Genomic DNA, 24,675 nt, shown 5'->3' on the forward strand with positions numbered 1-24,675 from the left:
TCAGCTTGAAACGATTGATTCGCGGAGACGCTCTCAACCTTGGGTGGCGGCCCACTCGTCGCAGGCGGATTTGAGTTCGGCTTCGATTTCGTCGGTCAGTTTGCCGGTTTCGCGCACCTTGGTGAGCAGCGCATCCTGGCGGGTGGCGAAGAACTCGCGAAGGGACACCGCCGCGGCCGTAACCTTGGAAATGTCGGTCTTGGCGTAATAGTCCTTCTGGAGTGCCCAGAGTGTGACAACTTGTTGCTCGATGGGAATCGGGTTGAAGGCGGGTTGCTTGAACAGCTCGACGATGCGGTTACCACGATCGAGTTGGGCCTTGGTCTTGGCATCGAGGTCGGAACCGAACTGAGCGAAGGCGGCCAGTTCACGGAACTGAGCCAACTCACCCTTGAGCTTACCACCGACTTGCTTGGTGGCCTTGATTTGAGCGGCGGAACCCACACGCGAGACGGAGAGACCGACCGATACCGCCGGGCGGATGCCTTGATTGAAGAGATCGGTTTCGAGGAAAATCTGACCGTCGGTGATCGAGATCACGTTGGTCGGAATGTAGGCCGAAACGTCGCCGGCCTGGGTTTCGATGATCGGGAGTGCGGTGAGCGAACCCTTGCCATCGAGACGAGCGGAGCGCTCGAGGAGGCGGCTGTGGAGATAGAAAACGTCACCCGGGTAGGCTTCACGGCCGGACGGACGCTTTAGGATCAGCGAGATCTGGCGGTAGGCGACGGCGTGCTTGGAGAGGTCATCATAAACGATGAGTGCATCCATGCCGTTTTCCATGAACCATTCGCCCATGGCGGCACCGGAGAAGGGCGCGAGGTATTGATTGGCCGGGTTGTCGGCGGCGGGGGCCGCGACGATGATGGTGTATTCGAGCGCGCCCGCTTCTTCGAGCGCGGCGAGGGTGCGAACGATGTTGGAGTTCTTCTGGCCGACGGCGACGTAGATCGAATAGACGGGACGGAAGTTTTTATCACCTGAAGCGAGACCGACTTTGTTGATCTTGGCCTGGTTGATGATGGAGTCGATCGCGATGGTGGTCTTGCCGGTGCCGCGGTCGCCGATGATCAATTCGCGTTGTCCGCGACCGATTGGGATCATCGAGTCGATGGCTTGGATGCCGGTGAAGAGGGGCTGGTCAACGGATTTACGAGCGATGATACCGGGAGCGATGCGCTCAACCGGATAAGTTTCGGACGACTCGATCGGGCCTTTGCCGTCAACGGGATTGCCGAGAGCATCGACCGTGCGTCCGAGCAAGCCTTTGCCAACGGGGACGGAGAGGAGTCGGCCGGTGGTGAGCACTTCGTCACCTTCTTTGAGGGCGGAGACGTCACCGAGCACGACGGTGCCGACCTCGTCTTCCTCGAGATTCAGCGCGATGCCGATGGCGCCGCCGGGAAATTGCACCATCTCGTTATACATGACGTCGGAGAGGCCATCGATTTTGGCCACGCCGTCGGCGACGGTGCGAATGGTGCCGGTGTTCTTTTTGACCGCCTTGTTGGAAAGGTTGGCGATCTGGGATTCGATTTGTTCGAGGACGGTGCTCATAGCGGCGCGGGGACGCGGTTGAAGGAGGAGGAGTTTAGTAAAGGGGGAGGTGAATCAGAGCGACTCGGCGAGGGCGTCGAGTTGGCCGCTGACGGTGGATTCGTAAACGTCGTCGGCGATGCGGACGCGCAAACCAGCGATCAAGCTGTCATTCTGTTTGCCCGTCGCAGTGATATGCCGGTGGTATTTTTGGGTCAGGGCACCACCAATGGCGCCGAGCACGGCATCCGAGATACTGCCAGCGTGTTCCACGATGGCGTGGGTTTTACTGAGCTCGGTGGCGATGCGACGTTGATACGCCTTGAGGACCGCCATGGGTTTGGCGGGCGGGTGCTTTTCCAGATAGGCCAGCACTCCGGCGACGCGTTCGGCATCGACCGCGCCTTGGGCATCAAGGCTGAGCGCCGTGAGCTGTTTGGTGAGTTGCTGGATTTGTTTGGAGGCTTGGGCCACGGTGAAGGTCAGTTAATCGGAGCGAGTCAGGCGAGCGTGAGCTCCTTGGCGGCGGCTTCGTTGAAGCGCTGACGGTCGGCGTCGGAGAGTTCCTTGGCGAGCACTTGGCGGGTGGTGCTCACGACCAAGCGAGCGATTTCGCTGCGCGCCTCGGCGACCATCTTGCGATGTTCGAGCTCGGTGGAGTGTTGGGCCTTGGCGATAATGTCCTGGGCTTTGACGGTGGCCTCCTGAGTCTGGCGTTCCATGAACTCCTTGGCGGAGACCCGGGCTTGGTCGATGATTTTGCCGGCTTCACCCTGGGCTTGTTTGATGATGTCCGCGCTCTCGGCCGTGGCGGCTTCAAGTTTGGCTTTCATCGCTTCGGCGTTGGCGAGGCTCGTGGCGATCTCCGCGTTACGCTCGTCGACGGTGGCGAGCACCGGCTTGAAGAAGAACCGATACAGCACAAAGGCCAGAATCGAGAAGCTGATGACCTGCATGAGCAGGTATTTGCCTTCGATGCCAAATGTGGACTGGATGTCGTGGAGTTTGCCGGCGGCGTCGGCTGCAGCGAAAATCAGGTTCATGTCGCGGAGGAAAATGGCCGGTGCGTCTCAACCGGAAAGGTTGAACGCACCGGAAGTGAAAAGAATCAGGCGAGGAAGATCACGTAGAACGCGACCGCTTCGGCGAGAGCCATGCCGAGAATGGATTGGACGAGGATCTTACCGCTGGCGCCAGGGTTGCGGCCGACGGCCTCAACGGCCTTGGTGCCGATCATGCCTACGCCGATGGCGGCGGCGCCGGCGCCGATTGCGATGTGGAGGTTGCCACCGATGCCGGTAGCTTGAGCGAGAATATCGATCATTTTAGATGTGTTTGTTTGGTGTGGTTGGAGGACCCGCTGTGCACGCGCTTTGGTATGCTCCCAGTGGGAAAGGGTTGGGCAGGGTTTAGTGATCGGCGTGGGCGGCTTCGCCCTCGTGATCATCGCCGTGGTTGCAGATCAAGCCGATGTAAACCGAAACCAGCAATGTGAAGACGAGCGCCTGCACGAGGCCGATCAACAGCTCGAGGAAGTAGAAGGGGAAAATGAATCCCGTGCCGTGGAGCAGATTTTCGCCGCCGTAGACATTGCCGAACAGTCGGAATGAGAGCGAAACGGGGCGAATCGCGATCGAGATGATTTCGATCACACCCACGGCGAGAAAGATCAACGTGAGGAAGTAGTAGATGGCGGCTGGCACTTCGCTCTTGTCGGCCTTGTTGCCGAAGAGGTCGTGGAGGATGAGTTTGGGGCCGGCGTAACGCAGGATCAGGTAGAGCCAGACGGCCATGGCGACCAACGCGATGGCGATGGTGCCGTTCATGTCAGCGCTGAACGGGCGGATGAAAGCCGAGAAGTGGTGTGCGCCGTCGGCACCGTGCGATTCCATGCCGATCGTGCCGACACCGGGCAACAGTCCGGACCAGTTGTGGATCAAGATGAAGGTGAACAGCGTCAGCAACAGCGGCAGGGCGGCGGGAGCGACCTTCTTGCCCACAATGGGGGCGACGAGGTCGCGGACGCCGGTTAACAGTCCCTCTACGACGGCTTGCCCGCGCGATGGCACCAAGGTTGGTTTTGCCCCGATGGCAATGCGCACCACCAGTAAGAGAGCCAAGGCGACGACCCAGGTGGTGATGATGCTGCTGGTTACGGGCAGACCGAAGACTTCGAATACGGCAGCGTTCGGTTCAACCTTGGCATGCGCAGCCGGAGCGAGACTGGTTAAGGTCGCGAGGCCGATGAGGGTTTTGGATAGTCGTGGAGAGATCACTCGGAACAGCTGGAAAGGTTCGAATCGGTTGTCGTAGGGCATGGCCCGTTAAGGCGTCAACCTCCGAAAGAATTGTAACCTAGACGTGGCGAATCATTAGCACGGGCAAAAAGGCTGTATGTCGCTGCTAATTTGACGTTGCCGACTTCGTTTCGATTTCGGCCGGGGTTTCCGTATTCTCGATTGGCCGAGCGATGAACGACTGAAACGAGGCAGCTTTTTGTTCGAAAACCGTCGTTTGTTCGAATGGCCAGGATTCCTCGGGAGTCAGTCGCCAGCGAGGGTGGGCGTCGACCGTGTCGCGGGCTGACGCAAAATACGGCGCATGATCGGTCCGAAAACAGAGCCGGGTCGAAGCCGCGGAAAGTTGCGCAAGCGTATCGAGAAAAGCGGGCTGTATGAGGCGGTTTTTCCAGTGGCGCCGTTTGGGCCACGGATCGGGAAACAGCACGAAAATGTTGCGATTAAACCGGACCCCGGCGGGCAGAGCCTCCACGAGATCCTCTGCTGCGGCGCGAATCCACGATACGTTGGTCAGCTCGGCGCGGTCGGTTTTGCGGGCGGCTTTCTCCAGGCGTTCCTTGATGATGTCGATGGCCAGACAGTGCTCGCCGGGGTGGGCGGCCGCGTAGGCGGTAAGGAAGTGCCCGTGTCCGCACCCGATTTCCAAAGTCAGCGCCGGACTGTCCAGCGGCACCTGAGCCAGCGTGGTGTGCAAGGCGGTGACGCGCTGTTGGTGGATGGCATGGGCGTCTTCGATCGACATGGGCGCGGTAAAAGCGTCCGGAGGTCGGGCGCGCAAGGTTCAACCGTCGCCGCCCTCCCCTGCCCCGCCAAAATCAGTTGCTGGTTTTGGACGAGGGAATCGTCAGCACAAACGTCATGCCTTCGTTGAGCTGGCTTTCGGCGCGCACGCGGCCTCCATGCAATTGAATGATGTGTTTGACGATGCTGAGCCCCAGCCCGGTGCCGCCTTTTTCCCGGGAACGCCCTTTCTCGACGCGGTAAAAACGTTCGAAAATGTGGGGGAGGTCGGCTTGGGGGATGCCGGGTCCGGTGTCTTTGACCCTGATTTCCACTTCCTCGGTGCGGCGGCGGGCCGCGATGGTGATCGTCGAGCCGGGCGGCGTGTATTTGAGGGCATTATCGAGCAGATTCTCGAAAACTTGAGTAAGCTTCAGGGGGTCGATCAGCAGGGGCTCGATGGCCGGATCAATTTCGGAATCGATTACATGGTTTTGGGCCGCGGGGCGACTGCGGTAGTCGTCCACGATGCTCCCAACGAGCGAACGCAACGACGTCGACTCCCGTTGCAGTCCGGGATTGATGGATTCCAAGCGGGAAAGAGTCAGCAGATCTTCCAGCAGGGAGTTCAGTCGTTCCGTATGCCGCTGGATCGTGGCCAGGAAGCGCGATCGATCCGACAGTTCCATGTCGTGATGGCCGTCCACCAAGGTTTCCACGTAGCCTTTGATCACACTCAATGGCGTGCGCAGTTCATGGGAGACGTTGGCCACAAACTCTTTGCGCACCAATTCCAGTCGTTTTTGACGGGTAATATCGTGGAGAACGAAGAGGGCCCACTTGCCCTTGCTGCCGTCCTGGGAAGGGATGGTGGATCCCGTTACTTCGACCCAGCGCGTGTCGGTATCATCTACAAACTCCACCGTATGCTGCGGACTCCCCTGCCCTTTGCGCACCGCGTCCACGTAGTTGAGAAACGCCACACTGTGCAGCACCACCTCAAGTCGCTGGTCGATGATCCGGGTGGCTTTGGGGAAGATGGCCTGCAAGGCGTTGTTCGCCAATAGAATGTGATTTCGGTCGTCGACCACCAGCACCGCCTCCTGCAGGTTTCCCAGGGTGGCTTCGAGTTGCGTGAGCTGGCCGGATTGCTGCTTTTTGAGGGTGACGACCTCAGTGATCAGCTCGTTGGCCGTCGAGCAGAACGCGTCCCAGTCATGGCCGGATGCTCCGGGAGTGGCGTCGCGCAGGAAGGGCTGACGCCGACTCAAGGCGAGACGTAGACTGCGCAACGCGCGGCGATGGTTAACCAATTTGCTCACCGTGAGCAAAAGGGCGACGGAGAGCGCGATGGTGATGGTGAGGAGCATGCGATGAGCGCACGTAGCGGGCGCTGACGCGAATCCCGCCGGATTAGGCGGAAGATTCTTGGGCCCGACGTTCAGCCATCCGGTAGCCTACCCCGCGGATAGTTTCAATCCATTCGGCTTCGTCGCCGAGTTTCTCGCGCAACCGGCGCACGTGGGTGTCCACGGTGCGGGTCTCGATTTCGGTTTCGTAGTTCCAAACGTTGATCAACAAGTGTTCGCGCGTCTGGACCCGACCGCGTCGTTCCATCAGCAGATGCAGCAATTTGAACTCTGTGGCCGTCAGCTCCACGACCTCCTCATTGATTTTCACCTCATGGCGCTCGATATCGAGTTCGATACCACCGGTAATGAGTTTCGGTGGCGCATCAATGGGTCGCTCGGTCGTGCGGCGCAGGATGTTCTGCACGCGTAAAACGAGTTCCTTGGTGCTGAATGGCTTGCAGATATAGTCGTCGGCACCGTTTTCGAGGCCCTGAATGCGATCGTTTTCCTCCACCTTGGCCGTGAGAAAGATGACCGGGACCTGCTTGAGTTTCGGGTCGGCCCGAAGCATGCGGCAGATCTGGATGCCATTGATCTCGGGCATCATGACATCGAGAATCACGAGGTCGGGAATAAAGGAGCGGGCCAACCCGATGCTGCGGGTCGGGTCATTCACCGTCTCCACGGCAAAGCCGTTCGCCTTGAGGTGGTAGGCAACGAGGTCGGCGACGTCGGATTCATCGTCGACGACTAGGATTTTTTTGCGGGAGGTCTCCGGCATTTCGGCAGAATTTACCCCATTGAATGACGGACTCCTAGTCGAAAGCACCGCCGTTTCACAATTGTTACAACATGCGCAAATTAAATGCAATAACGCCTAGGTGGCACGAGGCGTTTGGCGTCGCAGCGTTTCGATAAAGACCATTAAGATGCTGATATCAGAGGGGTTAACTCCACTGATCCGGCTCGCTTGGCCTAGATTTACTGGTTGGGTCTCCGTCAGCTTCAGGGCGCTTTCACGGCGCAGCCCCTTGATTTCGGCGTAGTTCAAGCCGGAGGGGATTCGAATCTTCTCGGTTTGCGCCAGTTTTGCGACCTGACGCTCTTCCCGCTCCAAGTAGCCGCGGTAGCTCACGCGGTAAAGCACCTGGTCGCGACTTTCGGTGGGCAGCTGTTGGAAGGTTTCCGGCAGTTCCGGCCACGCGCCGTCACCCTGACTTGCTCGTCGAATCCAGTCCGCAAAAGTCCCCTGCCCTCCTCCCGGTCGCGTGGTTTCAAACGTATTAATCCAATGCGTAATCGATTCACTTTTCGCTGCCATACGCGCCAGTCGCTCCGGTCCGACCAAGCCATGGACCTTCGCGTGATGGATCAGCCTTTGCTCGGCACTGCCGTGGTTAAAAAGCAAGCGGTGCTCCGCTCTACTGGTGAACATGCGGTAAGGCTCCCGGGTGCCTTTGGTTACGAGATCGTCAATTAACACCCCGATATAACCTTCGTGGCGGGCCAAAACGAGCGGCTGCTCTCCCCTCGCCTTATGGACGGCATTCACGCCTGCAATCAGGCCTTGGGATGCGGCCTCCTCGTAGCCGGACGTTCCGTTGATTTGGCCCGCGAAAAACAGATTCTCCAGTTTTTTGGACTCGAGTGACGGAAACAGCTGCGTCGGTGGCGCAAAATCGTATTCCACGGCATAGGCTGGTCGGAGCAGCTCGGCGTGTTCCAGTCCGGGCACGGTGCGGACCATTTTCATCTGCACGTCGAAGGGCAGCGATGTGGAAAGCCCGTTCACGTAAAACTCGTTGGTGGTGCGCCCCTCGGGCTCGATAAACAGCAAATGGCGCGGCTTGTCGGCAAATCGCACGAATTTATCCTCGATGCTGGGGCAGTAACGGGGGCCGGTGCCGCTGATCTCCCCGGAATACATTGCGGACTTGGTGAGGTTGTCTCGCACCAATTGCGCCGTTTCCTCCGTGGTGTAAGTCATCCAGCACGAGATCTGGTTCGTGCCAGGTTCCCAGCCAAGGCGGGATTCGCCGGTTTGTTCCACGTGGAACAGGTCGTGGTCCTGCCGGGTTTCGTGGAACGCAAAACAGGTGGGCTTGGCGTCGCCTTGCTGTTCCTTCATTTTCGAAAAATCCAAGCTACGGCCCAATAACCGCGGCGGCGTTCCGGTTTTCAGCCGTTGGAGTTCGATGCCCACTTCTTCGAAACTGGTTGAAAGGGTTTTCGCGGTGAAATCGCCCATGCGTCCGCCTTCGTTCTTGTTCTGGCCGATGTGCATCAGGCCGCGCAGGAAGGTGCCGGTGGTGACGACTACAGTGGTGCCGCCGAACTCCAAATCCAAATTGGTCCGAACGCCGGTGACTTTTCCGCCGGAGTGGGTGAGCCCGGTCACCGTCGCCTGAAACAGATGCAGGTTGGGCTGCAGCTCCAGCGTGTGCTTCATGCGATACTGATACGCCTTCTTGTCGGACTGCGCGCGGGGGGACTGCACGGCCAATCCTTTGGACTCATTGAGGAGTCTGAACTGAATGGCGGTGACATCGGTATTGATCGCCATTTCGCCGCCCAGCGCATCGATCTCGCGAACCATCTGTCCCTTGGCCTGGCCGCCGATGGCGGGGTTGCAGCTCATCGCGGCGACGGTGTCGATATTGCCGGAAAGGAGCAGGGTGGAGGCGCCCATCCGGGCGGAGGCGAGCGCGGCTTCACAGCCGGCATGGCCACCGCCACAGACAATCACGTCGAATGGTATATCGTTGTATAGCATCTATTTACCAATACAGAAGGTCGAAAAAAGGCGATCGAGCATGTCCTCGTTATCGATCCGGCCGGCAATCTCGCCATAGGCGTCGAGCACGCCACGCAGGTCGCTCGCGAGGAGCTCGGTCGGGCCTAGGGGCATGAGATTTTGGCGTGCGGTCGCGAGGCACTCGGTGGCTCTCCGCAGTGCGTCGGCATGTCGGGCGTTGATGGCGATCTGATCGCCGGCCTCGGGCGGCTGCAGCCGATCGGCGATTTCCGTGATCTTGGCTTCAAGCTCTTTGATACCCGCACCGGTGAGGGTGGAGACTTGCACGGTGGGCAGGTCGGCCGGGCCGATGGCGACCAATGGCTGGTGGTTCGTCAGATCGATTTTGTTGAGCACCACGACGGTATCGTTGGCGTGCAAGCGAGCGGCGATGTCGTCCGGCAAGGGCGGGGTAGGGTGGGTGCAGTCCAGCACGAGCAGGCACAGGTCGGCCTCTTCGATTCGCTCATGTGTCTTGCGAATGCCCAGGGCCTCCACCGTGCCGGGCGTGGGATTGAGCCCGGCGGTGTCGATTAGCCGCAAGCAGTGCGGGCCGACGATGACCGTTTCCTCCAAGTAGTCGCGGGTCGTGCCGGGTTCGTCGCTAACCAAGGCGCGCTCGCGACCGATCAAGGTATTGAGCAGCGAGCTCTTGCCCGCGTTGGGTTCGCCCAGAATCACGGTTTTGATCCCGTCACGTAGCAAATCACCATAGCGATGCGTCGCCAGAAGGCGTTCCGTTCCACGTAGAACATTCGTCAAAATATCGCCGACAATACCGCGATCTTCCTCGGGTAAATCCTCCTCCGGAAAGTCGATGTAGGCTTCCACGCGAGCCAGCGCGAGCAACAGCTCATCAGTCAACCGCGTCATATGTTGCCCTAGGCTGCCGCGAAGTTGCTGGTTGGCGGCCGCCACGGCCCGGGCACTGCGCGCATGGATCAGGTCCATCACCGCCTCGGCCTGACTGAGATCCAGGCGACCGTTCAAAAACGCTCGGCGCGTGAATTCACCCGCTTCGGCTGGTTGGCACCCACGTTTAAATAGATCGTCCAGAACAAGTTGAGAGATCAATGGATTCCCGTGGGTGGAAATCTCCATGACGTCTTCGCCCGTGTAGGAATGCGGACCGGCGAAAAACGTGACCAGCACATCGTCGACGGTTTGGCCGGCGATGTCGCGGTAATCGTGGTGGCAAGCGGTGCGAGCGGGCAGGGGACTGTCGAAGATCGCCCCGGCCAAGGCGGCGCATTCGGGGCCGCTCACCCGCACCACCGCGATGGCGGAGGTGCCGGCGGGAGTGGCGGGAGCGGCAATGGTGGCGGAGGAATCGGACATGCGAATACGCAGACCGAACCGCGTTGCGCGCCGGACGCAAAACGAAACGCCGTTCTCGTTTTGCCTTTCGGAGGCGAGCGCTACCCGAACTCAGGTATCAATGGGCTCGACCCGGCTCCCGTCGGCCACGCGATCGCCCGGGTAGATGATGACGGTTTCGCCCTGTTCCAGTCCGCGGGTGATTTCCGTCATGATGCCGTCGGAGAGTCCGACATCGACCTCACGCAATGTGGCACGTTTCCCTTTGAGCACGAAAGTGGACCACGTTTTTTCCCGTTGAAACAGCGCCCCGGCGGCGACCTGCAGCACGTTCTCGCGCGTCGCACGCTCGATTCGAGCTTCGACGCGATAGCCGTCGCCGAGGGTGGGGCGTTCCGTCGCGGGCGTGACCAGATCAGCCAGCACATTCACGCGTTGTTCCTCGACGCCGAGAGCGGAGACTTTGGTGAACGCGGCCGGTTCGACGAGGCGCACCTGCGCGCGCAGGGGTTGCGGTCCGCCCCACTGGTCGAGCCACACGTTGGCTCCGGTCGCGATCGCGACGCCGTCGCGGGATAGCACTTCGATGCGGACTTCGAGATCCGTGGGATCGCCCACCTCAATCAGGGGCGTGCCCCCCGTGACGAGGCGGGCGCTTTCCTGCAGCACCCGCAGCACCCGTCCGCTGACGGGTGATGTGATGGTCATTAACGCATCCAAGTCCTCCGCGCCCGGTTGACCCCGCATGAGCACGGCGCGGGCCTGTTCGAGTTCGTAGCGCGCTACCTGCAGCGCAAAGGTCGACGCCCGATCCTCTTGGGCGGCGGTGCGTTCGCGATTGATGGCGATGTCGAGCTCCTGTTGGGAAACCAGCCGATCCTTGGCCAGGGTGCGTTGGCGGGACGCCTCGGTGCCGGCCAGCTCCAGCGCGGCGGCCGCCCGTTCGCGCTGAGCTTCGGCTTGCGCGACCTGGCTTTCGGCGGCCCGCACCCGCGCCTCGGCCTGCGCGCGTGAACGCACGTCGAGAATGTCGCCACCGGCTGGTTCCAGCACGGCCAGCACGGTCCGCCCGGCCTCGACGATGGCGCCGGGCTTGAGGACGATGCGTCTCAAACTTCCGGATACAGGGCTCGACACGACGAATCGATGACGCACCTGGGTCATGCCTTCCTCGTTGACGGTGACGGTCAGCGGTCCGCGGGTGACGACACTGGTCTCGACGGGAAGCGGCGCCGGCCATAGTCCGGCGACGATCAGTGCGATCAGGATAAGCCCGACCCCATAGCGCCAACCCTTGCGGCGGCGTTGATGGTTGTCACCGGCGGTGGGGTCGAACGGGGCGGGCGGAGAAGCGGATTCGGTCATGGTGCTCTGTGTAGTTATAAAATGGATATGTTCGCGGTGCGGTTATTCGCGGGCCTTGAGGGCTCCGACCAAATCGAGTTGGTTCAACTTGCGGCAGGCGATGGTGGCGGAAACCACCGTGGCCAACGTGATGACGAGGGTGGCGTAGGCGTAGTTGGAGGCGGAGAGAATCAGCGGCAGGCGCACGGTCTCGGTGTTGATGCTTTCGATCAGGGTCGACGCCATGCCCGAGCCCAGCCACAGCCCGAGGGGCACCGCGAGCGCGGCGAGCACCACCAGTTCACCCACCAACACGCTGCCCACATCGCTTTGACTGAATCCGAGCACGCGCAATGTCGCCAGTTCGCGTGCTCGCTCCGACAGGGCGATCCGAGCGCTGTTGTAGACGATGCCAAAGGCGACAACGGTGGCGAAGGTGGAGTAGAGCACTTGAATCATGCCGATGCTTTCCGCCGTCGTGTCGCGAAAGCTCTGCCGCATGGCTTCTTTGATGACGACGCCCGAGGCTTGCGGGGTCGCTTTGAGCTCACTCAAGAATGCGGGCCAATCGCGCTTCTTCACGGTCAGGTAGGCGCCGCTGATCCGGTCGCCTTCGCCGAGGAGTCGGTTCAGAGCGCCGAGCTCCATGTAAGCGGCGATGCCGGCAAAGTCTTCGGCGAAAGCGGCCACCGTTACATCGATGGAGCGACGTTTGCCCTGGAGCACATTGACGGTGACTTTTTCACCCGGCCGAATGTCCAGTGATTCGCCCAATGCGGCCGAGATAATGAGGCCGGCTGCGGGCAGCACCAGAGACTTCCCGTCGGTGCCGATGACGCGGTTGAGTTGAGCTCCCCGGACCAGGCCCTTGATGCCCAACCGCCGACTGACGTGGCCGGATTGCAACTCCACTGCCACCGAGCGAAACGGTTCGGTATGGACGACGCCGGGCAGTTGCGCGAAGTCATGAGTGACGCGAAGTGGCCCGGGCTCGACCAAGGACACGCTCACCGTTTGCCGCTGCACCACGTCCCATTGGAAATCCAGAATGTGGCGAATGCCGTCCCGAAACGCGTTGGGGATGATGAGGATACCCGTTGCCATCGCGAGGGCGATTGTCGTGAAGAAAGCCTGCCAGGGTTTGCGTTCGAGGTTGCGCAAGGACATGCGCAAGGTGACGGAGAACCACCGCGAGATGCCCAGTCGTTCCGCCAATGCCGGTCGGTAGCTCGCGGGCGGCTCCGGCCGCATCGCCTCGGCGGGCGAGAGGCGCACGACCTTGCGCACGGCTCCGGCGACTCCGACCAACGCGGCGGCGGAACTGGCCAACAACGCCCCCAGAATCGCATTGGTGGCGGGCACGAAATCGAGCCGCGGAAAGCGGAAGAACAGGTGATACATGTCCACCAATTGCAGTCCGAACAGGAAGCCCCCGGTGGTGCCGAGCACGGTGCCGAGCACCACAATCACGAGCGCGAATTTCACGAAATGCCACGCGATGGTGCGGTGGGTGAACCCGAACGCCTTGAGGATCGCGATCTGTTCGCGCTGCAACGCGATCTGGCGGCTCATGACCGAGTGGGTCATGAATGCGGCCACGCTGAGAAACACCAACGGAAAGCCAAACGACAGGCCCTCCAGCACGCGGATTTCGTCGCTCACGCGAATGTCCGACGGATGTTCGCTGCGATCATAGGCACCCAGTCCGCCGTAGGGCTCAAGCAAGCGATCAAGGTCCGCGATAACCTGTGATGCGGAAGCGCCCGGCGCGAGCGTGAGGGCGACCGTATTGAAGGCCCCTTCCAGGTTGAAGGCTTCGGCGATCTCTTGATTGCGCATCCAGAATATGCCGAACGTGCGATTGTCGGGCAGGGCTGCCCCCGGCGGAGCTTCGAAGACGTATTGCGGCGCGAGCACGATGCCCGCCACCCGCAGGTCCAGACGGCTGCCGTTGAGAATGGCGGCAATGCGATCGCCCGGTTCGAGGGTATTGGCCTCGGCAAATGCCTCGCTGACCAGAATCTCATGTCGCCTCGCTGTATCCAGAAAGTGACCACGCCGAAGAAAAAGCTGATTGAGCACCAGATCGCGGCGATCCGGGATGGAATTGATCAACCCCGATGCGGGCTCGAGCAGATGGGGAAGGTCGAGGGTGACGCGCACCTCGACCGTCGTTTCGACGGCGGCGACGCCGGGCAGGGCGGCGATGCGATCACGCACGCTGTCGGGCGCGCGTTTGAGGCCGGCGAAGACCTGGGCGAAGTGGTGTTTCTCGTAATAGCCATCGCGCGCGGTGTCGAGCGAGCGGATGAGGCTGCGCGTCATGATCATCATCGCCAGACCGCACGCCATGACGAGCGCGACAGCCAGAGCCTGTGATTTCAAGGCGCGCAGGTCGCGCAGGAGTTTCACGTCGAGCAGGTCCATGCTTTGAAACATCAGACCGCTACCATTCCAGTTCGCTCACCGGCCGCGGATCGGAATTGATCTGGGCCGGACTCAAGCGCCCGTCCGACATGGTGAAAACGCGATCGGCCATCTTGGCCAGGATCGCGTTGTGGGTGATGACCAAGGTCAACGTGCCGAGCTCGCGGTTGATGCGTTGAATGGCCTCGAGCACGATGATGCCGGTTTTGACGTCGAGGGCACCGGTCGGCTCGTCGCACAGCAACACCTCGGGCCGCTTCGCGATGGCGCGGGCGATGGCCACGCGTTGTTGTTCGCCGCCCGAGAGCTGCGCGGGAAAATGGTTCGCGCGGTTGGAGAGATTAACCAAGTCGAGCGCATCCTCGGTGCTCATGGGATTGCGCGATACTTCGGTGATGAGACCGATGTTTTCGCGGGCGGTGAGCGAGGGGATCAGATTGTAGAACTGAAAAACAAACCCCACCACATCGCGCCGATACGCGGTGAGGCCGGATTCGTCGGCGCGGCCAACATCCCAGCCCCGGTAGTGCAGTGAACCGCCAGTCGGCGCATCGAGGCCGCCGACGAGGTTCAGCAAAGTGGACTTACCTGAACCGGACGCTCCCAGCAGCACCACGAGCTCGCCGCCGGGCAGATCGAGATCGACCTCGCGCAACGCATGCACGGCGGCATGGCCGGAGCCATAGGTTTTGGACAAACCCCGCGCCGTCAGCAGGGAAGGCGGATGGTTTGAGGAATCGGGTGCGTTCACGGAAGGTGAAGCAAACGCGGACCGATCCACCTTCGCAAGACGGGGCCGATAATGGGCGGCCGATTTCGTGGCCGCTAATCCAGCCCCACGCGTTGGCTAACCGCAGGCGGCTATCGGCGCTGGTCGCTCTCCGATTTGTCCGTGGGCTCTGGCGCGGGTGCCGGAGCCGGACGAGGCAGCGAAAAAGAGGGCACGCCGATGGAGGGTTTGGCGGGCGCGAAGGAGGGCAGGGTGGGGCGGACCGAATTGCTCGGAATCGTCGGTTTGGGGGCGTCGATTTTGAGCACGGCGGGTGCTGCGGGTTTTGGGGCCAGCGAGCTGGTCGAATCCGTTGAATCGGTGGCGTCGCTCGGTCCGGCGGCGAGTTCGACTTTGAGACCCGCGAGGCGGTTCTCGGCGGCGGTGATCATCTGCGGGCGCTTGCGCAGGCGTTCTTTGACTTGGTCCACGGAGCCCGGGTCGGAGCCCTGCTCGGCGGCCAACATCAGCCACGCGAGACCTTCGGTGTAGTTGCGCCGGGTGCCGCGCCCGCTCACGTGCATCGCGCCGACGTTGTAGGTCGCTTCGGGCACGCCGAGGGCGGCGGCGCGCTGGTAGTAGTCGAGCGCGGCGACGTAATTGGTGCGTTGGCCGAGCAGACCGTCGTGATTGATTTTGCCGAGGCGAAACAACGCTTCGCCGTAACCGGCAGCGGCGGATTGTTCGTAGAGGCGAATCGCTTTCGCGGGATCGGCCGCGAGGTCGTCGCTCCCTTCCTCGAGGAGTTGAGCGTATTGAAATGCCGCCTCGGGATTACCGTCTTCGGCGAACGCGATGAGTTCTTTGACGGTTTCCCACTGGGGACCGCCCGCCGTGGTGGAAACGAGCACGGGCGCGGCCTGCACCACGTCGTCGTCGGCGTGCGCCGCCGTCACGCCCAATGCCAGGGCCGCAGCCAGCGCAGCGGCCCGGATCGGCATCGAGGCGTGACGAATGCTCATGCTTAGTCGTCGGCTTTTTCGCCGGTGATGTCGGCGCCGCCGGTGACGTTCACTTTGGCCATCACGGCGGTCATGATCTCTTTGCCGAGCGCGGGTTTTTCCTTGAGCGCCGCTTTGGCGGCGTCGCGACCCTGGCCGATGAGGTCGCCGTTGTAGGAAATCCAGGCGCCGCGCTTTTCGAGGATCTTGTGCTCGATGCCGAGATCGATGATGGAGCCGTTGGCGGAGATGCCCTCGTCATACATGATGTCGAATTCGCACTCGGTGAACGGGGGAGCGACCTTGTTTTTGACGATCTTGAGCTTGGTGCGATTGCCGATGACCTTGCCGTCGGGCTGCTTGATTTGCTCGCGGCGACGGATGTCGATGCGCACCGAACAGAAGAACTTGAGCGCGCGGCCACCGGGGGTGGTTTCGGGGCTGCCGAACATGACGCCGATCTTTTCGCGAATCTGATTGGTGAAGATACAGATGCACTTGGTCTTGCTGACCACGGCAGTGAGGCGGCGCATGGCCTGCGACATGAGGCGGGCTTGCGAGCCGACGGTGGCATCGCCCATCTGGCCGTCGAGTTCGGCTTTGGAAACGAGGGCGGCGACGGAGTCGATGACGATCACATCGATGGCGTTGGAGCGGATGAGGGTCTCGGTGATGTTGAGCGCGTCTTCGCCGGAGTCGGGTTGGGAGACGAGCAGATCATCAAGATTCACGCCGACGACGCGGGCATATTTCGGGTCCAGGGCGTGTTCGACGTCGACGAAGGCGGCGAGGCCACCGTTGCGCTGGGCCTCGGCGATGACGCTCAAACAGAAGGTCGTCTTACCGGAAGATTCCGGACCGTAGATTTCCACGATGCGGCCGCGCGGCAGGCCGCCGACGCCGAGGGCGAGGTCGATGGCGAGCGAGCCGGTCGAGATGGTCTCGACCTTCATCTTGTGGTTGTCGCCCAGACGCATGATCGAGCCCTCGCCGAACTGCTTGGTGATCGCGCTGATCGCGAGGTCGACATTCTTGCGGGCGGCGACCTCGTTGGCGGGAGCGGCGGCGGTGGTTTTGGCGGGAGAGTTACGGGCCATGAGCGGTGTGAGACGGGGTTAAGGTTGGGAAATATCGGGCGAGCTTGCCTAAACAAACGAACTTTTGCCCCGGATTCTTTCAGCGCAAGCGCGGACGCGGAACTGACGTGGTGAAAATGAGTTTCTGCTCCCGGCAAGAACCCCTTGCCGGTTGGGTGGTGGGTCGATTGCGTTGGTGCGATGATACCCGCACGAGTGCTTGCTTTGGGCTTATTGTTGATGTCGAGCGAGTTGTTGTCGATTGCGGCCGATGTGACCCTCGCTCCAGCTCCTGATTGGGTGGTGGTGGCGCATCCGGATTTCGAGAATGCCGGCACGACTTCGGCGGCGGCCCGGGAGCGTGATGCCGACTATTTGTTATATGACCGTCAAGTCGATGTGCAGGCGCAGGAAGACTACTTTCGCGTGGCCATGAAGGTCATGAGCGAAGGCGGATTGCAGGAAGCGGGACGTTGGTCCGCGACGTATGATCCGGAGTATCAGACGGTCACGTTTCACCGTATCGATGTGCACCGGGGCGGTGAGGTGATGGATCGGTTGGCGGAGGCGGAGTTCCGGTATCTGGAACAGGAAACCGAATCATCGATGCATCTCTACAATGGCAAAGTCACCGCGTTGACCTTGTTGCCGGATTTGCGGGTGGGCGATGTGGTGGATGTCGCCTACACGGTGACGGGGCGGAACCCGGTTTTCGGCGGTCACTATTTTGATTCGTTTTCGCTGGGGTGGGGGCAACCGGTGAGTGATTTGCGTTCGAGGGTGCGGGCTCCGGCGGATCTGCGACTCCGATATCGCCAGGAAGGGGAGGGGGGAGAGGAGCCGACCATGACCTTCGCGGACGGTTTTCAAATGTATGCGTGGCATCTCAAAGCAGTGCCAACGTATGTTTACGAGGAGGGGACGCCGGCGTGGTATTCCACCTATCCGTGGGCGGAGTTGTCTGCTTTTGAAACGTGGTCCGGTGTGGTCGAGTGGGCGTTGCCGTTGTATGCGGCGGCGAATGACGCCCCGGTGCCGGCGTTGCGGGCGGAGGTTGCTCAGGCCCTCGATCCAGAAATCCTACTTCCCCGGGAAAATGGGGTGCCGCTTCAGTCGCAACCGGCGGATCTGGCGACGCGGAAGGATCGCGTCGCGGCGCTGCTTGATTACGTCCAACGCGAGATTCGTTACCTCGGCATCGAGCTGGGCGTCTCGTCTCATCGACCTCATCCACCGGAGGAAACCTTCGCACGCCGCTTTGGGGATTGTAAGGACAAGGCCCTGCTTCTCGTGCAGTTGCTGCGATCGCAGGGCATCGAGGCGGCTCCGGTTCTGGTAAACACGATGGTGGGCGAGAAACTCGGTGACCGGTTGCCCTCTCCCAGCGCGTTCAACCATGTAATTGTCGGGGTCCGGCTGGATGGCGCGTGGCATTGGCTCGATCCGACCATGGCGCCGCATCGTGGGGCGTTGGAGCAACGTGCTGCACCGGATTATGGATACGGATTGGTTTTGCTCGAAGGCGAAACGGAACTACGGCGGGTGGACCAACCCACGGAAGCCCAGCGCCGGATCGACTCGCGGGAGCGCTTGCGGCTGGAGGGAATCGGCCAGCCGGCGAGTTTGCAGGTGGTGACCCTTTACCACGGTGCGGCGGCGGTTTCGATGCGCCGCTACTTCAATGGCTCCACCCCCGAGCAGATCAGCCAATCCTATCAGGAATACTACGCGAATATCTACCCGGACGCCACCATCGATGGGCCGCCTACGCTGCAGGATATGCCGGATGGCTCCCTGCAGGTGGTCGAGTCGTATACGATCCGGGAGCCCTGGGTCTGGATCGCCGAGTCGTCGACGTGGCGGATGGAGACGTTTGCCCTGCTCACGAATTCCTATTTGCCCGACGGCTTGAGCGCCACCCGGCGCACGCCCCGGAGTTTGGAACATCCGGTGCAGGCACGTTTGGAGCAAGTGGTGGAACTGCCGGACGCGTGGGACCTCGAATTGCCGAACGTGGAGATCGATTCCGATGTATTCAATTATCAGCGACAATCACATGGTGGCGGCACGAATCGGCTGACCATCGTGCACACCTATGCCTCCAAAACCTCGCACGTGCGGCCTCGAGACATGCCCACCTACGTGCGCGATATCGCGGCCGCGAGGGAGTTGCTGGGCATGGAGTTGACCAAGCCGCAAACCGACGCGGGCTCGATCGAGGAACCGCCCTTTGCGCCGAACCTGCTCATGTTTTTGATCGCCATCGGCGGCTTCAGCGGGGCCCTGGTCGCGCTCGTTTGGTGGGTGCGGCACCAGCACCGCCGGCCGCCGCCACTCGGGGCCGGGCCGTCGGCGAAGTTAACCGGACTCGGTGGCTGGCTTATTTTGCCGGCGCTCGGGCTGGTGTTCTTTCCGTTTCGACTGATCGCGACCTTGGTCACGGACCTGGCGGCGGCGTTTGACCAAAACGTGTGGGTGGCCCTGACCACGCCGGGAATCGAAACGAGTAACATGGCGTTGGCCGGGCTCATTCTCGGCGAGGTTTTGGCCAACGTGGTTTGGACCGCGTTGGTGCTGGTGACCTTGGTGATGTTCTTCCGTCGCGATCGCTGCCTGCCCACGCTCATGCGCGCAGTTATCATCTACGGGCTGGTCGTCGTGATTTTGGACACGGTGGCTCTCGATAGGTTGGACCTGCTGGAAGCGGAGGAAAAAGCGCTCTCCGTTGGCCAGGTCATTCGGCAGGTCTTGGCGGCGGCAATCTGGGTGCCCTATTTCAGCGTTTCCCAGCGAGTCCGGAATACATTCGTGCGATAATCCGCGGAGACCGTTTCCGACTGTCCTCGTCGGAAAGCTCCCGGTATCCAGAGATGCGGCGCGGTTTTCATTGGGCATCCGGTGGAATTAATGATGGAAAGAAGCTAAACTTCCGCTTGATCGGTCCGTTTGCCGCCGTTTATTTTCCTGAGCTTTTGTCCCGCTAAATCCGACTTATGAATATCAAAGCCTATCTCAAACCACAGTGCGGTTGGTCCCACGGCGTGCGCGCCATCATGGCCAAGTATGACCTCCCTTTTGAGGACATCGACATCATCAATAATCGCGATAATTACGCCGAAATGGTGCAAAAATCGGGTCAACCTCTCTCACCCTGCGTCGAGATCGACGGCGTCATGTTGGCCGATGTTTCCGGTGAAGAGGTCGAAAACTACATGATTTCGAACGACTTGGTGAAACCGACCGACACCGAAGCCGATGCGGTGACCAACGCCGGCTGTTCCGACGAGGAACACGCCAAGATGGCCGCCAAAACGATCCGCTTCTTCTAAGCGCGACCGCGTCCCCAGCACTCGTCCAGGGCCGGATCTCGCACACGCGTGACCGGCCTTTTTTTCGCTCCGCCGCCGATCAAATCCGACTCGGCCCGGCTTCTGCTCCCTCTCCCCCTTTCAGAACTCGTTCCCACGACCCGACTTTCCATATGGCCAAATTGATCCCGTCTCCCCTTTACCACCCCGACCAAGAGCACGATGCCTGTGGTGTCGGCCTGATCGCCAGAATGACGGGCGAACGCAGCCATGATGTGATTAACCGGGCGGTGGCCGCGCTCAAGGCGCTGGCCCATCGAGGGGCCATCGACGCCGATGCAGTGACCGGCGACGGCGCGGGCTTGTTGACCCAGATCCCCGTTGAGCTTCTTCGCGAGCACCTCGAACAGCGCGGAAAGAACCTTTTTCACGACAACGACCTCGGCGTCGGCATGGTGTTTCTGCCGCGCGAAGACGAATACGCCCAGGCTCATTGCAAGAAGATCGTGCGCGAGGCCGTCGAGGCCGAAGGCCTGCTGTGGCTCTGTTGGCGTGATGTGCCCACCAACGACTCCTGTCTCGGCCGCAAGGCCCTGGATACCCAGCCCCTGATCGCCCAGGCTTTGGTGGCTCGCACCGAGGAGATTGAGGAAGACGAGTTCGAGCGTCGCTTGTTCCTCGCTCAAAAGACCATCGAGCGCCGGGTCGTGGAAGAGAAGATCGAGGGCGTCGACTTCAACCCCATGGCCGACAAGACCGACGGGTTCTACATCTGCTCCTTCTCGTCGCGCACCATTGTCTACAAGGGCATGCTCACGCCGCAGCAGTTGCGGAAGTATTTCACCGATCTCAAGTCGCCCAAGTTCACCTCGGCGTTCGCGATCTTCCACCAGCGCTACTCGACGAACACCTTCCCCATGTGGCACCTCGCGCACCCGTTTCGCATGGTGGCGCACAACGGTGAGATCAACACCATCCGCGGTAACCGCAACTTGATGCGCGCCCGCGAACGCTCCCCCTACCACGGCGTGTGGGGCGACCGTTATTCCGACCTCAAGCCGCTCGTGCAGCCCAACGGCAGCGACTCGGCCACCTTCGACAACGCCCTCCAGCTCATCACGCTTGGCGGTCGCAACCCGCTTCACGCCGCCATGATGATGATGCCGCCGGCTTGGGAGCACGACGACGATCTCAGCGACGAGGCCAAGGCGTTTTTCCGTTACCACGCGACCATGATGGAGCCTTGGGATGGTCCGGCGGCGGTGGCCTTCACCGATGGCAAGATCATTGGCGCGACCCTCGACCGCAACGGCTTGCGCCCGGCGCGTTACAAGATTTACGACGACGGCTATGTCATCCTCGCCTCCGAGGCGGGCCTCGTTTTCGACTTTCCGGGCAAGGTCGTGGAAGCCGGCCGCCTCGGACCCGGCCGCATGATCGCCGTCGATCTCACCCAGCAACGTTTCCTGCACGACGACGAGATCAAAGCCGAGTTTACCTCCACCCCGCGCTTTCTGGAGTGGTGCAAAGACCACCTCGTCAACATCGAGGACGCGGCGGGCGCAGCGCCCTCCGAGGAGTCCGCCACCACCGCCACCCTCGCCCAGCAGATCGCCTTTGGCTACGAATCCGACGAACGCGAGTTGGTGTTGCAACCTCTGGCCGAGGGCAAGGAGCCGACCGGTTCCATGGGTGAGGACACGCCCCTGGCGGTGCTCTCCCGTCGCCCGCGTCTGCTCTACAACTATTTCAAACAGCTGTTCGCGCAGGTCACCAACCCGCCCATCGACTCGATCCGCGAAAAGGCGGTCATGTCACTCTCGATGTTCCTCGGCGGCCGTCTCGGCCTCTTCGAAGAACTGCCCAAGACGGCAGGCCTGGTGGAACTCAAATCCCCCATTCTGTTCGACCACCAGGTCGCTGCCCTCGACGGCATTGATTTCCTCAAGGATCGCGTCGTGCGCTTGTCGGTCTTGTTCGATGCGAGCGCGGGCCCGGAAGGACTCGAGCCCGCGGTCAAAGCCCTCACGGCCGCCGCCGAAAAGGCCTACAAGGAAAAGCGCGCCAAGATTATCATCCTGTCCGACAAGGGCGTGTCCGCCGATCAGGCCGCCATCCCGATGTTGCTCGCCGTTGGAGCGGTTCACCAGCGCCTCATCCGCATCGGCGGCCGCGTGCGCTGCGACCTCGTGGCCGAAACCGGCGAAGCCCGCGAAGTGCACCAAATCGCCTGCTTGCTCGGCATGGGCGTCAACGCCGTCAATCCCTACCTGGCCTTCGACATTGTCAGCCAGTTTGCCACCGCCGGTGAAGCCGGGGAGGGCACCACGCCGGCGCAAGCCCGCCTTAATTACGAGACCGCCATCTGCGCCGGTCTGCGCAAGATCATGGCCAAGATGGGCATCTCGACCCTCTTCAGCTACCGGGGGGCGCAGATGTTCGAAGCGCTCGGCGTTTCCCACAAACTCATCGAAGAATGTTTCTTCGGCGTGCCGTCGCCCATCGGCGGCATCGACTACCTCCAGGTCGCCGAAGCGACGCTCGTGCGTCACGCCAACGCCTTCCCCCAACTCGACGCGGCCGATCCCGACAACGTCGGCGAAGACACCGCGCTCGCGCTCAAGCCCGAGGGTTACTACCGCGTCAACAAGCGCGGCGAAGGCGAATACCACGCGTGGAGCCCGAAGCTCATCGCTTCGATGAACAAGTTCAACCGCAAGGGCGACTTCGAGGCCTTCCAACCGTGGAAGGAACAGGCCGACGACCATCAACCCGTTGCGCTCAAGGATTTGCTCAAAATCCGCTTTCCCGAGGAAGGCATCGAGCTCGACGAAGTCGAAGGCATCGAAGACATCCGCAAGCGGTTCACCACCGCCGGCATGTCCATGGGCGCACTTTCGCCCGAGGCTCACGAAGCCCTCGCCATCGCGATGAACCGCATCGGCGGCAAGTCCAACTCCGGTGAAGGCGGCGAAGATCCCGAGCGCTACTCGGTGCGCGAGAACGGCGACAACGCCAGCTCCGCCATCAAGCAGGTCGCTTCCGGCCGTTTCGGTGTCACCGCCGAATACCTCGCCAACGCCAAGGAAATCGAGATCAAGATGGCTCAGGGCGCCAAGCCCGGTGAGGGCGGCCAGCTACCCGGTCACAAGGTTTCCAAGATGATCGCCACGCTGCGGTTCTCCATTCCGGGCGTGACCCTCATCTCGCCGCCGCCGCATCACGACATCTACTCGATCGAGGATCTGGCGCAGCTCATCTTCGACCTCAAAGAGGTCAACCCGCGCGCCAAGGTCTGCGTGAAGCTCGTCTCGTCGTCCGGCGTCGGCACCGTCGCCGCCGGTGTGGCCAAGGCCTACGCCGACGTCGTGCTCGTTTCCGGTCATGACGGTGGCACCGGTGCATCGCCGCTCGCTTCCATCAAGAACGCCGGCTCGGCGTGGGAAATCGGCGTCGCCGAAGCCCACCAGGTGCTCATGATGAATGGCCTGCGCGGTCGCGTCACGCTGCGCACCGACGGCGGCATGAAGACCGGTCGTGACATCGTCATCGCCGCACTCCTTGGTGCCGAAGAGTTCAACTTCGGCACCGCCGCACTCATCGCCGCGGGTTGCGCGATGTTCCGTGTTTGCCATTTGAATACATGTCCGGTCGGCGTGGCCACCCAACGCGAAGACCTGCGCGCCAAGTTCCGCGGCAAGCCCGAGAACGTCATCAACTTCTTCAACGCCGTCGCCGAAGACGTGCGCCTCTATCTCGCCAAGCTCGGAGCCAAGTCGATCAACGACATCATCGGTCGCGTCGAACTGCTCGAGCAAATTGACGACCCCGTCAACCCGAAGACCAAGCTCATCAACCTCGGTGGTCTCTTGCATAACCCCGATCCTTCGGGCGAAGCCGAGCGCTACCACACCCGCGCCCGCAACGAACGTTTCGGCGGCGAAGGTTCGCTCGACGAAGCCATTCTGCAGGAAGCGCGCGACGTCATCCTCGGCAAGTCGGCTCGTCTCGTCGCGCGTTACAAGGTCACCAACGTCAATCGCGACATCGGCACGCACCTCTCCGGCCAGATCGCCTACCAAAAGGGCAACGCCGGACTGCCGCCCGGCACGATCGACCTGACCTTCACCGGTTCGGCCGGCCAGTCGTTTGGCACCTTCCTCGTCAACGGTCTGCGCATCACGCTCAACGGCGAAGCCAACGATTACGTCGGCAAGGGCATGAACGGCGGCGAGATCATCATCCGTCCGCGCGAGACCTCCTCCTTCGCCTGGCACGAGCAATCCATCGCGGGCAACACCTGCCTCTATGGCGCGACCGGCGGGCACCTCTTCGCGGCGGGCCGCGCGGGCGAGCGCTTCGGCGTGCGCAACTCCGGTGCGACCGCGGTCGTCGAAGGCGTGGGCGACCACGGCTGCGAATACATGACCGGCGGCCTCATCGTCGTGCTCGGACCGACGGGCAAAAACTTCGGCGCCGGCATGAGCGGCGGCCTCGGCTTCATTTACGACGAAGCGGGTGATTTCGATCAAAAGATCAATCCCGCGATGATCGAAGCCGAACGCCTGTCCGACGAAGAAGAAATCGCCAGCCTCGCGCAACTCGTGAGCGTGCACGCTACGCTCACCGGTTCGCCCCATGCACAGGCGCTGCTCAAGGACTGGGACAATACCGTGAAGAAATTCTGGAAAGCCGTCCCGTTCCCGCCCAACGCCGAAACGCCGAAGACACTCTACCGCTTCGACGAAGCCAAGGCTCCGGCGCTGGTGTAAGAACTATTCGAATACGAGC

At 61.5% G+C, this 24,675-nt stretch carries 18 protein-coding genes; 3 read left to right on the forward strand and 15 right to left on the reverse strand.

What is annotated here, in order from left to right:
• Positions 1-33: 33 nt before the first annotated feature.
• The 15 genes from atpA to recA form a co-directional block, all read right to left on the reverse strand.
• Positions 34-1,557, reverse strand: a complete 1,524-nt coding sequence (gene atpA / locus PXH66_RS19450) for a F0F1 ATP synthase subunit alpha (RefSeq protein WP_330930843.1) — start codon at positions 1,555-1,557, stop codon at positions 34-36.
• Positions 1,558-1,611: 54 nt separating this feature from the next.
• Positions 1,612-2,010, reverse strand: coding sequence for a F0F1 ATP synthase subunit delta (locus PXH66_RS19455; RefSeq protein WP_330930842.1), 399 nt, complete (start codon positions 2,008-2,010; stop codon positions 1,612-1,614).
• 26 nt (positions 2,011-2,036) lie between these two features.
• Positions 2,037-2,579, reverse strand: a complete 543-nt coding sequence (gene atpF / locus PXH66_RS19460; protein WP_330930841.1) for a F0F1 ATP synthase subunit B — start codon at positions 2,577-2,579, stop codon at positions 2,037-2,039.
• A gap of 65 nt (positions 2,580-2,644) precedes the next feature.
• Positions 2,645-2,860, reverse strand: coding sequence for an ATP synthase F0 subunit C (locus PXH66_RS19465; protein WP_330930840.1), 216 nt, complete (start codon positions 2,858-2,860; stop codon positions 2,645-2,647).
• Between the two features lie 85 nt (positions 2,861-2,945).
• Positions 2,946-3,854: a F0F1 ATP synthase subunit A gene (locus PXH66_RS19470; RefSeq protein ID WP_330930839.1), complete on the reverse strand. Its 909-nt coding sequence runs from the start codon at positions 3,852-3,854 to the stop codon at positions 2,946-2,948.
• Positions 3,855-3,939: 85 nt separating this feature from the next.
• Entirely contained in the window at positions 3,940-4,578 is a 639-nt protein-coding gene (gene trmB / locus PXH66_RS19475; RefSeq protein ID WP_330930838.1) for a tRNA (guanine(46)-N(7))-methyltransferase TrmB, read from the reverse strand.
• A 73-nt stretch (positions 4,579-4,651) separates the two neighbouring features.
• Positions 4,652-5,926 carry a sensor histidine kinase gene (locus tag PXH66_RS19480; RefSeq protein WP_330930837.1) on the reverse strand — a complete coding sequence of 425 codons (1,275 nt, stop codon included), beginning with the start codon at positions 5,924-5,926 and terminating at the stop codon, positions 4,652-4,654.
• A 43-nt stretch (positions 5,927-5,969) separates the two neighbouring features.
• On the reverse strand, positions 5,970-6,689 hold the full coding sequence (locus PXH66_RS19485) for a response regulator (RefSeq protein ID WP_330930836.1): 720 nt from the start codon (positions 6,687-6,689) through the stop codon (positions 5,970-5,972).
• A 96-nt stretch (positions 6,690-6,785) separates the two neighbouring features.
• Positions 6,786-8,681 (reverse strand): tRNA uridine-5-carboxymethylaminomethyl(34) synthesis enzyme MnmG, encoded by a 1,896-nt coding sequence (mnmG, locus tag PXH66_RS19490; protein ID WP_330930835.1) that lies wholly within the window; start codon positions 8,679-8,681, stop codon positions 6,786-6,788.
• Positions 8,682-10,040 carry a tRNA uridine-5-carboxymethylaminomethyl(34) synthesis GTPase MnmE gene (gene mnmE, locus PXH66_RS19495; protein WP_330930834.1) on the reverse strand — a complete coding sequence of 453 codons (1,359 nt, stop codon included), beginning with the start codon at positions 10,038-10,040 and terminating at the stop codon, positions 8,682-8,684.
• A 90-nt stretch (positions 10,041-10,130) separates the two neighbouring features.
• A complete protein-coding gene (locus PXH66_RS19500) occupies positions 10,131-11,384 on the reverse strand; it encodes an efflux RND transporter periplasmic adaptor subunit (RefSeq protein ID WP_330930833.1) in 1,254 nt (417 codons plus the stop codon).
• A gap of 42 nt (positions 11,385-11,426) precedes the next feature.
• Positions 11,427-13,790 carry an ABC transporter permease gene (locus tag PXH66_RS19505; protein ID WP_330930832.1) on the reverse strand — a complete coding sequence of 788 codons (2,364 nt, stop codon included), beginning with the start codon at positions 13,788-13,790 and terminating at the stop codon, positions 11,427-11,429.
• A gap of 19 nt (positions 13,791-13,809) precedes the next feature.
• Positions 13,810-14,541 (reverse strand): ABC transporter ATP-binding protein, encoded by a 732-nt coding sequence (locus PXH66_RS19510; RefSeq protein WP_330930831.1) that lies wholly within the window; start codon positions 14,539-14,541, stop codon positions 13,810-13,812.
• A 110-nt stretch (positions 14,542-14,651) separates the two neighbouring features.
• Positions 14,652-15,521 carry a tetratricopeptide repeat protein gene (locus tag PXH66_RS19515; RefSeq protein WP_330930830.1) on the reverse strand — a complete coding sequence of 290 codons (870 nt, stop codon included), beginning with the start codon at positions 15,519-15,521 and terminating at the stop codon, positions 14,652-14,654.
• Between the two features lie 2 nt (positions 15,522-15,523).
• A complete protein-coding gene (gene recA / locus PXH66_RS19520; protein ID WP_330930829.1) occupies positions 15,524-16,597 on the reverse strand; it encodes a recombinase RecA in 1,074 nt (357 codons plus the stop codon).
• Positions 16,598-16,777: 180 nt separating this feature from the next.
• Between recA and PXH66_RS19525 the strand changes: the two genes are divergently transcribed.
• From PXH66_RS19525 to gltB, 3 genes are all read left to right on the forward strand, one after another.
• A complete protein-coding gene (locus tag PXH66_RS19525) occupies positions 16,778-19,393 on the forward strand; it encodes a DUF3857 domain-containing protein (protein WP_330930828.1) in 2,616 nt (871 codons plus the stop codon).
• A gap of 176 nt (positions 19,394-19,569) precedes the next feature.
• Entirely contained in the window at positions 19,570-19,905 is a 336-nt protein-coding gene (locus PXH66_RS19530; RefSeq protein ID WP_330930827.1) for a glutaredoxin family protein, read from the forward strand.
• A 152-nt stretch (positions 19,906-20,057) separates the two neighbouring features.
• A complete protein-coding gene (gene gltB, locus PXH66_RS19535) occupies positions 20,058-24,656 on the forward strand; it encodes a glutamate synthase large subunit (RefSeq protein ID WP_330930826.1) in 4,599 nt (1,532 codons plus the stop codon).
• Positions 24,657-24,675: the final 19 nt, after the last annotated feature.

This window comes from Synoicihabitans lomoniglobus, assembly GCF_029023725.1.
Taxonomy (GTDB): Bacteria; Verrucomicrobiota; Verrucomicrobiia; order Opitutales; family Opitutaceae; genus Actomonas; species Actomonas lomonigloba.

Coding starts and splice junctions, on each gene's coding strand:
- PXH66_RS19500 (WP_330930833.1), bottom strand. CDS start 11,384: ATGACCGAATCCGCTTCTCCGCCCGCCCCGTTCGACCCCACCGCCGGT.
- atpA (WP_330930843.1), bottom strand. CDS start 1,557: ATGAGCACCGTCCTCGAACAAATCGAATCCCAGATCGCCAACCTTTCC.
- PXH66_RS19480 (WP_330930837.1), bottom strand. CDS start 5,926: ATGCTCCTCACCATCACCATCGCGCTCTCCGTCGCCCTTTTGCTCACG.
- PXH66_RS19530 (WP_330930827.1), top strand. CDS start 19,570: ATGAATATCAAAGCCTATCTCAAACCACAGTGCGGTTGGTCCCACGGC.
- trmB (WP_330930838.1), bottom strand. CDS start 4,578: ATGTCGATCGAAGACGCCCATGCCATCCACCAACAGCGCGTCACCGCC.
- PXH66_RS19465 (WP_330930840.1), bottom strand. CDS start 2,860: ATGATCGATATTCTCGCTCAAGCTACCGGCATCGGTGGCAACCTCCAC.
- PXH66_RS19505 (WP_330930832.1), bottom strand. CDS start 13,790: ATGGACCTGCTCGACGTGAAACTCCTGCGCGACCTGCGCGCCTTGAAA.
- mnmG (WP_330930835.1), bottom strand. CDS start 8,681: ATGCTATACAACGATATACCATTCGACGTGATTGTCTGTGGCGGTGGC.
- PXH66_RS19515 (WP_330930830.1), bottom strand. CDS start 15,521: ATGAGCATTCGTCACGCCTCGATGCCGATCCGGGCCGCTGCGCTGGCT.
- PXH66_RS19525 (WP_330930828.1), top strand. CDS start 16,778: ATGATACCCGCACGAGTGCTTGCTTTGGGCTTATTGTTGATGTCGAGC.
- PXH66_RS19470 (WP_330930839.1), bottom strand. CDS start 3,854: ATGCCCTACGACAACCGATTCGAACCTTTCCAGCTGTTCCGAGTGATC.
- mnmE (WP_330930834.1), bottom strand. CDS start 10,040: ATGTCCGATTCCTCCGCCACCATTGCCGCTCCCGCCACTCCCGCCGGC.
- gltB (WP_330930826.1), top strand. CDS start 20,058: ATGGCCAAATTGATCCCGTCTCCCCTTTACCACCCCGACCAAGAGCAC.
- atpF (WP_330930841.1), bottom strand. CDS start 2,579: ATGAACCTGATTTTCGCTGCAGCCGACGCCGCCGGCAAACTCCACGAC.
- PXH66_RS19485 (WP_330930836.1), bottom strand. CDS start 6,689: ATGCCGGAGACCTCCCGCAAAAAAATCCTAGTCGTCGACGATGAATCC.
- recA (WP_330930829.1), bottom strand. CDS start 16,597: ATGGCCCGTAACTCTCCCGCCAAAACCACCGCCGCCGCTCCCGCCAAC.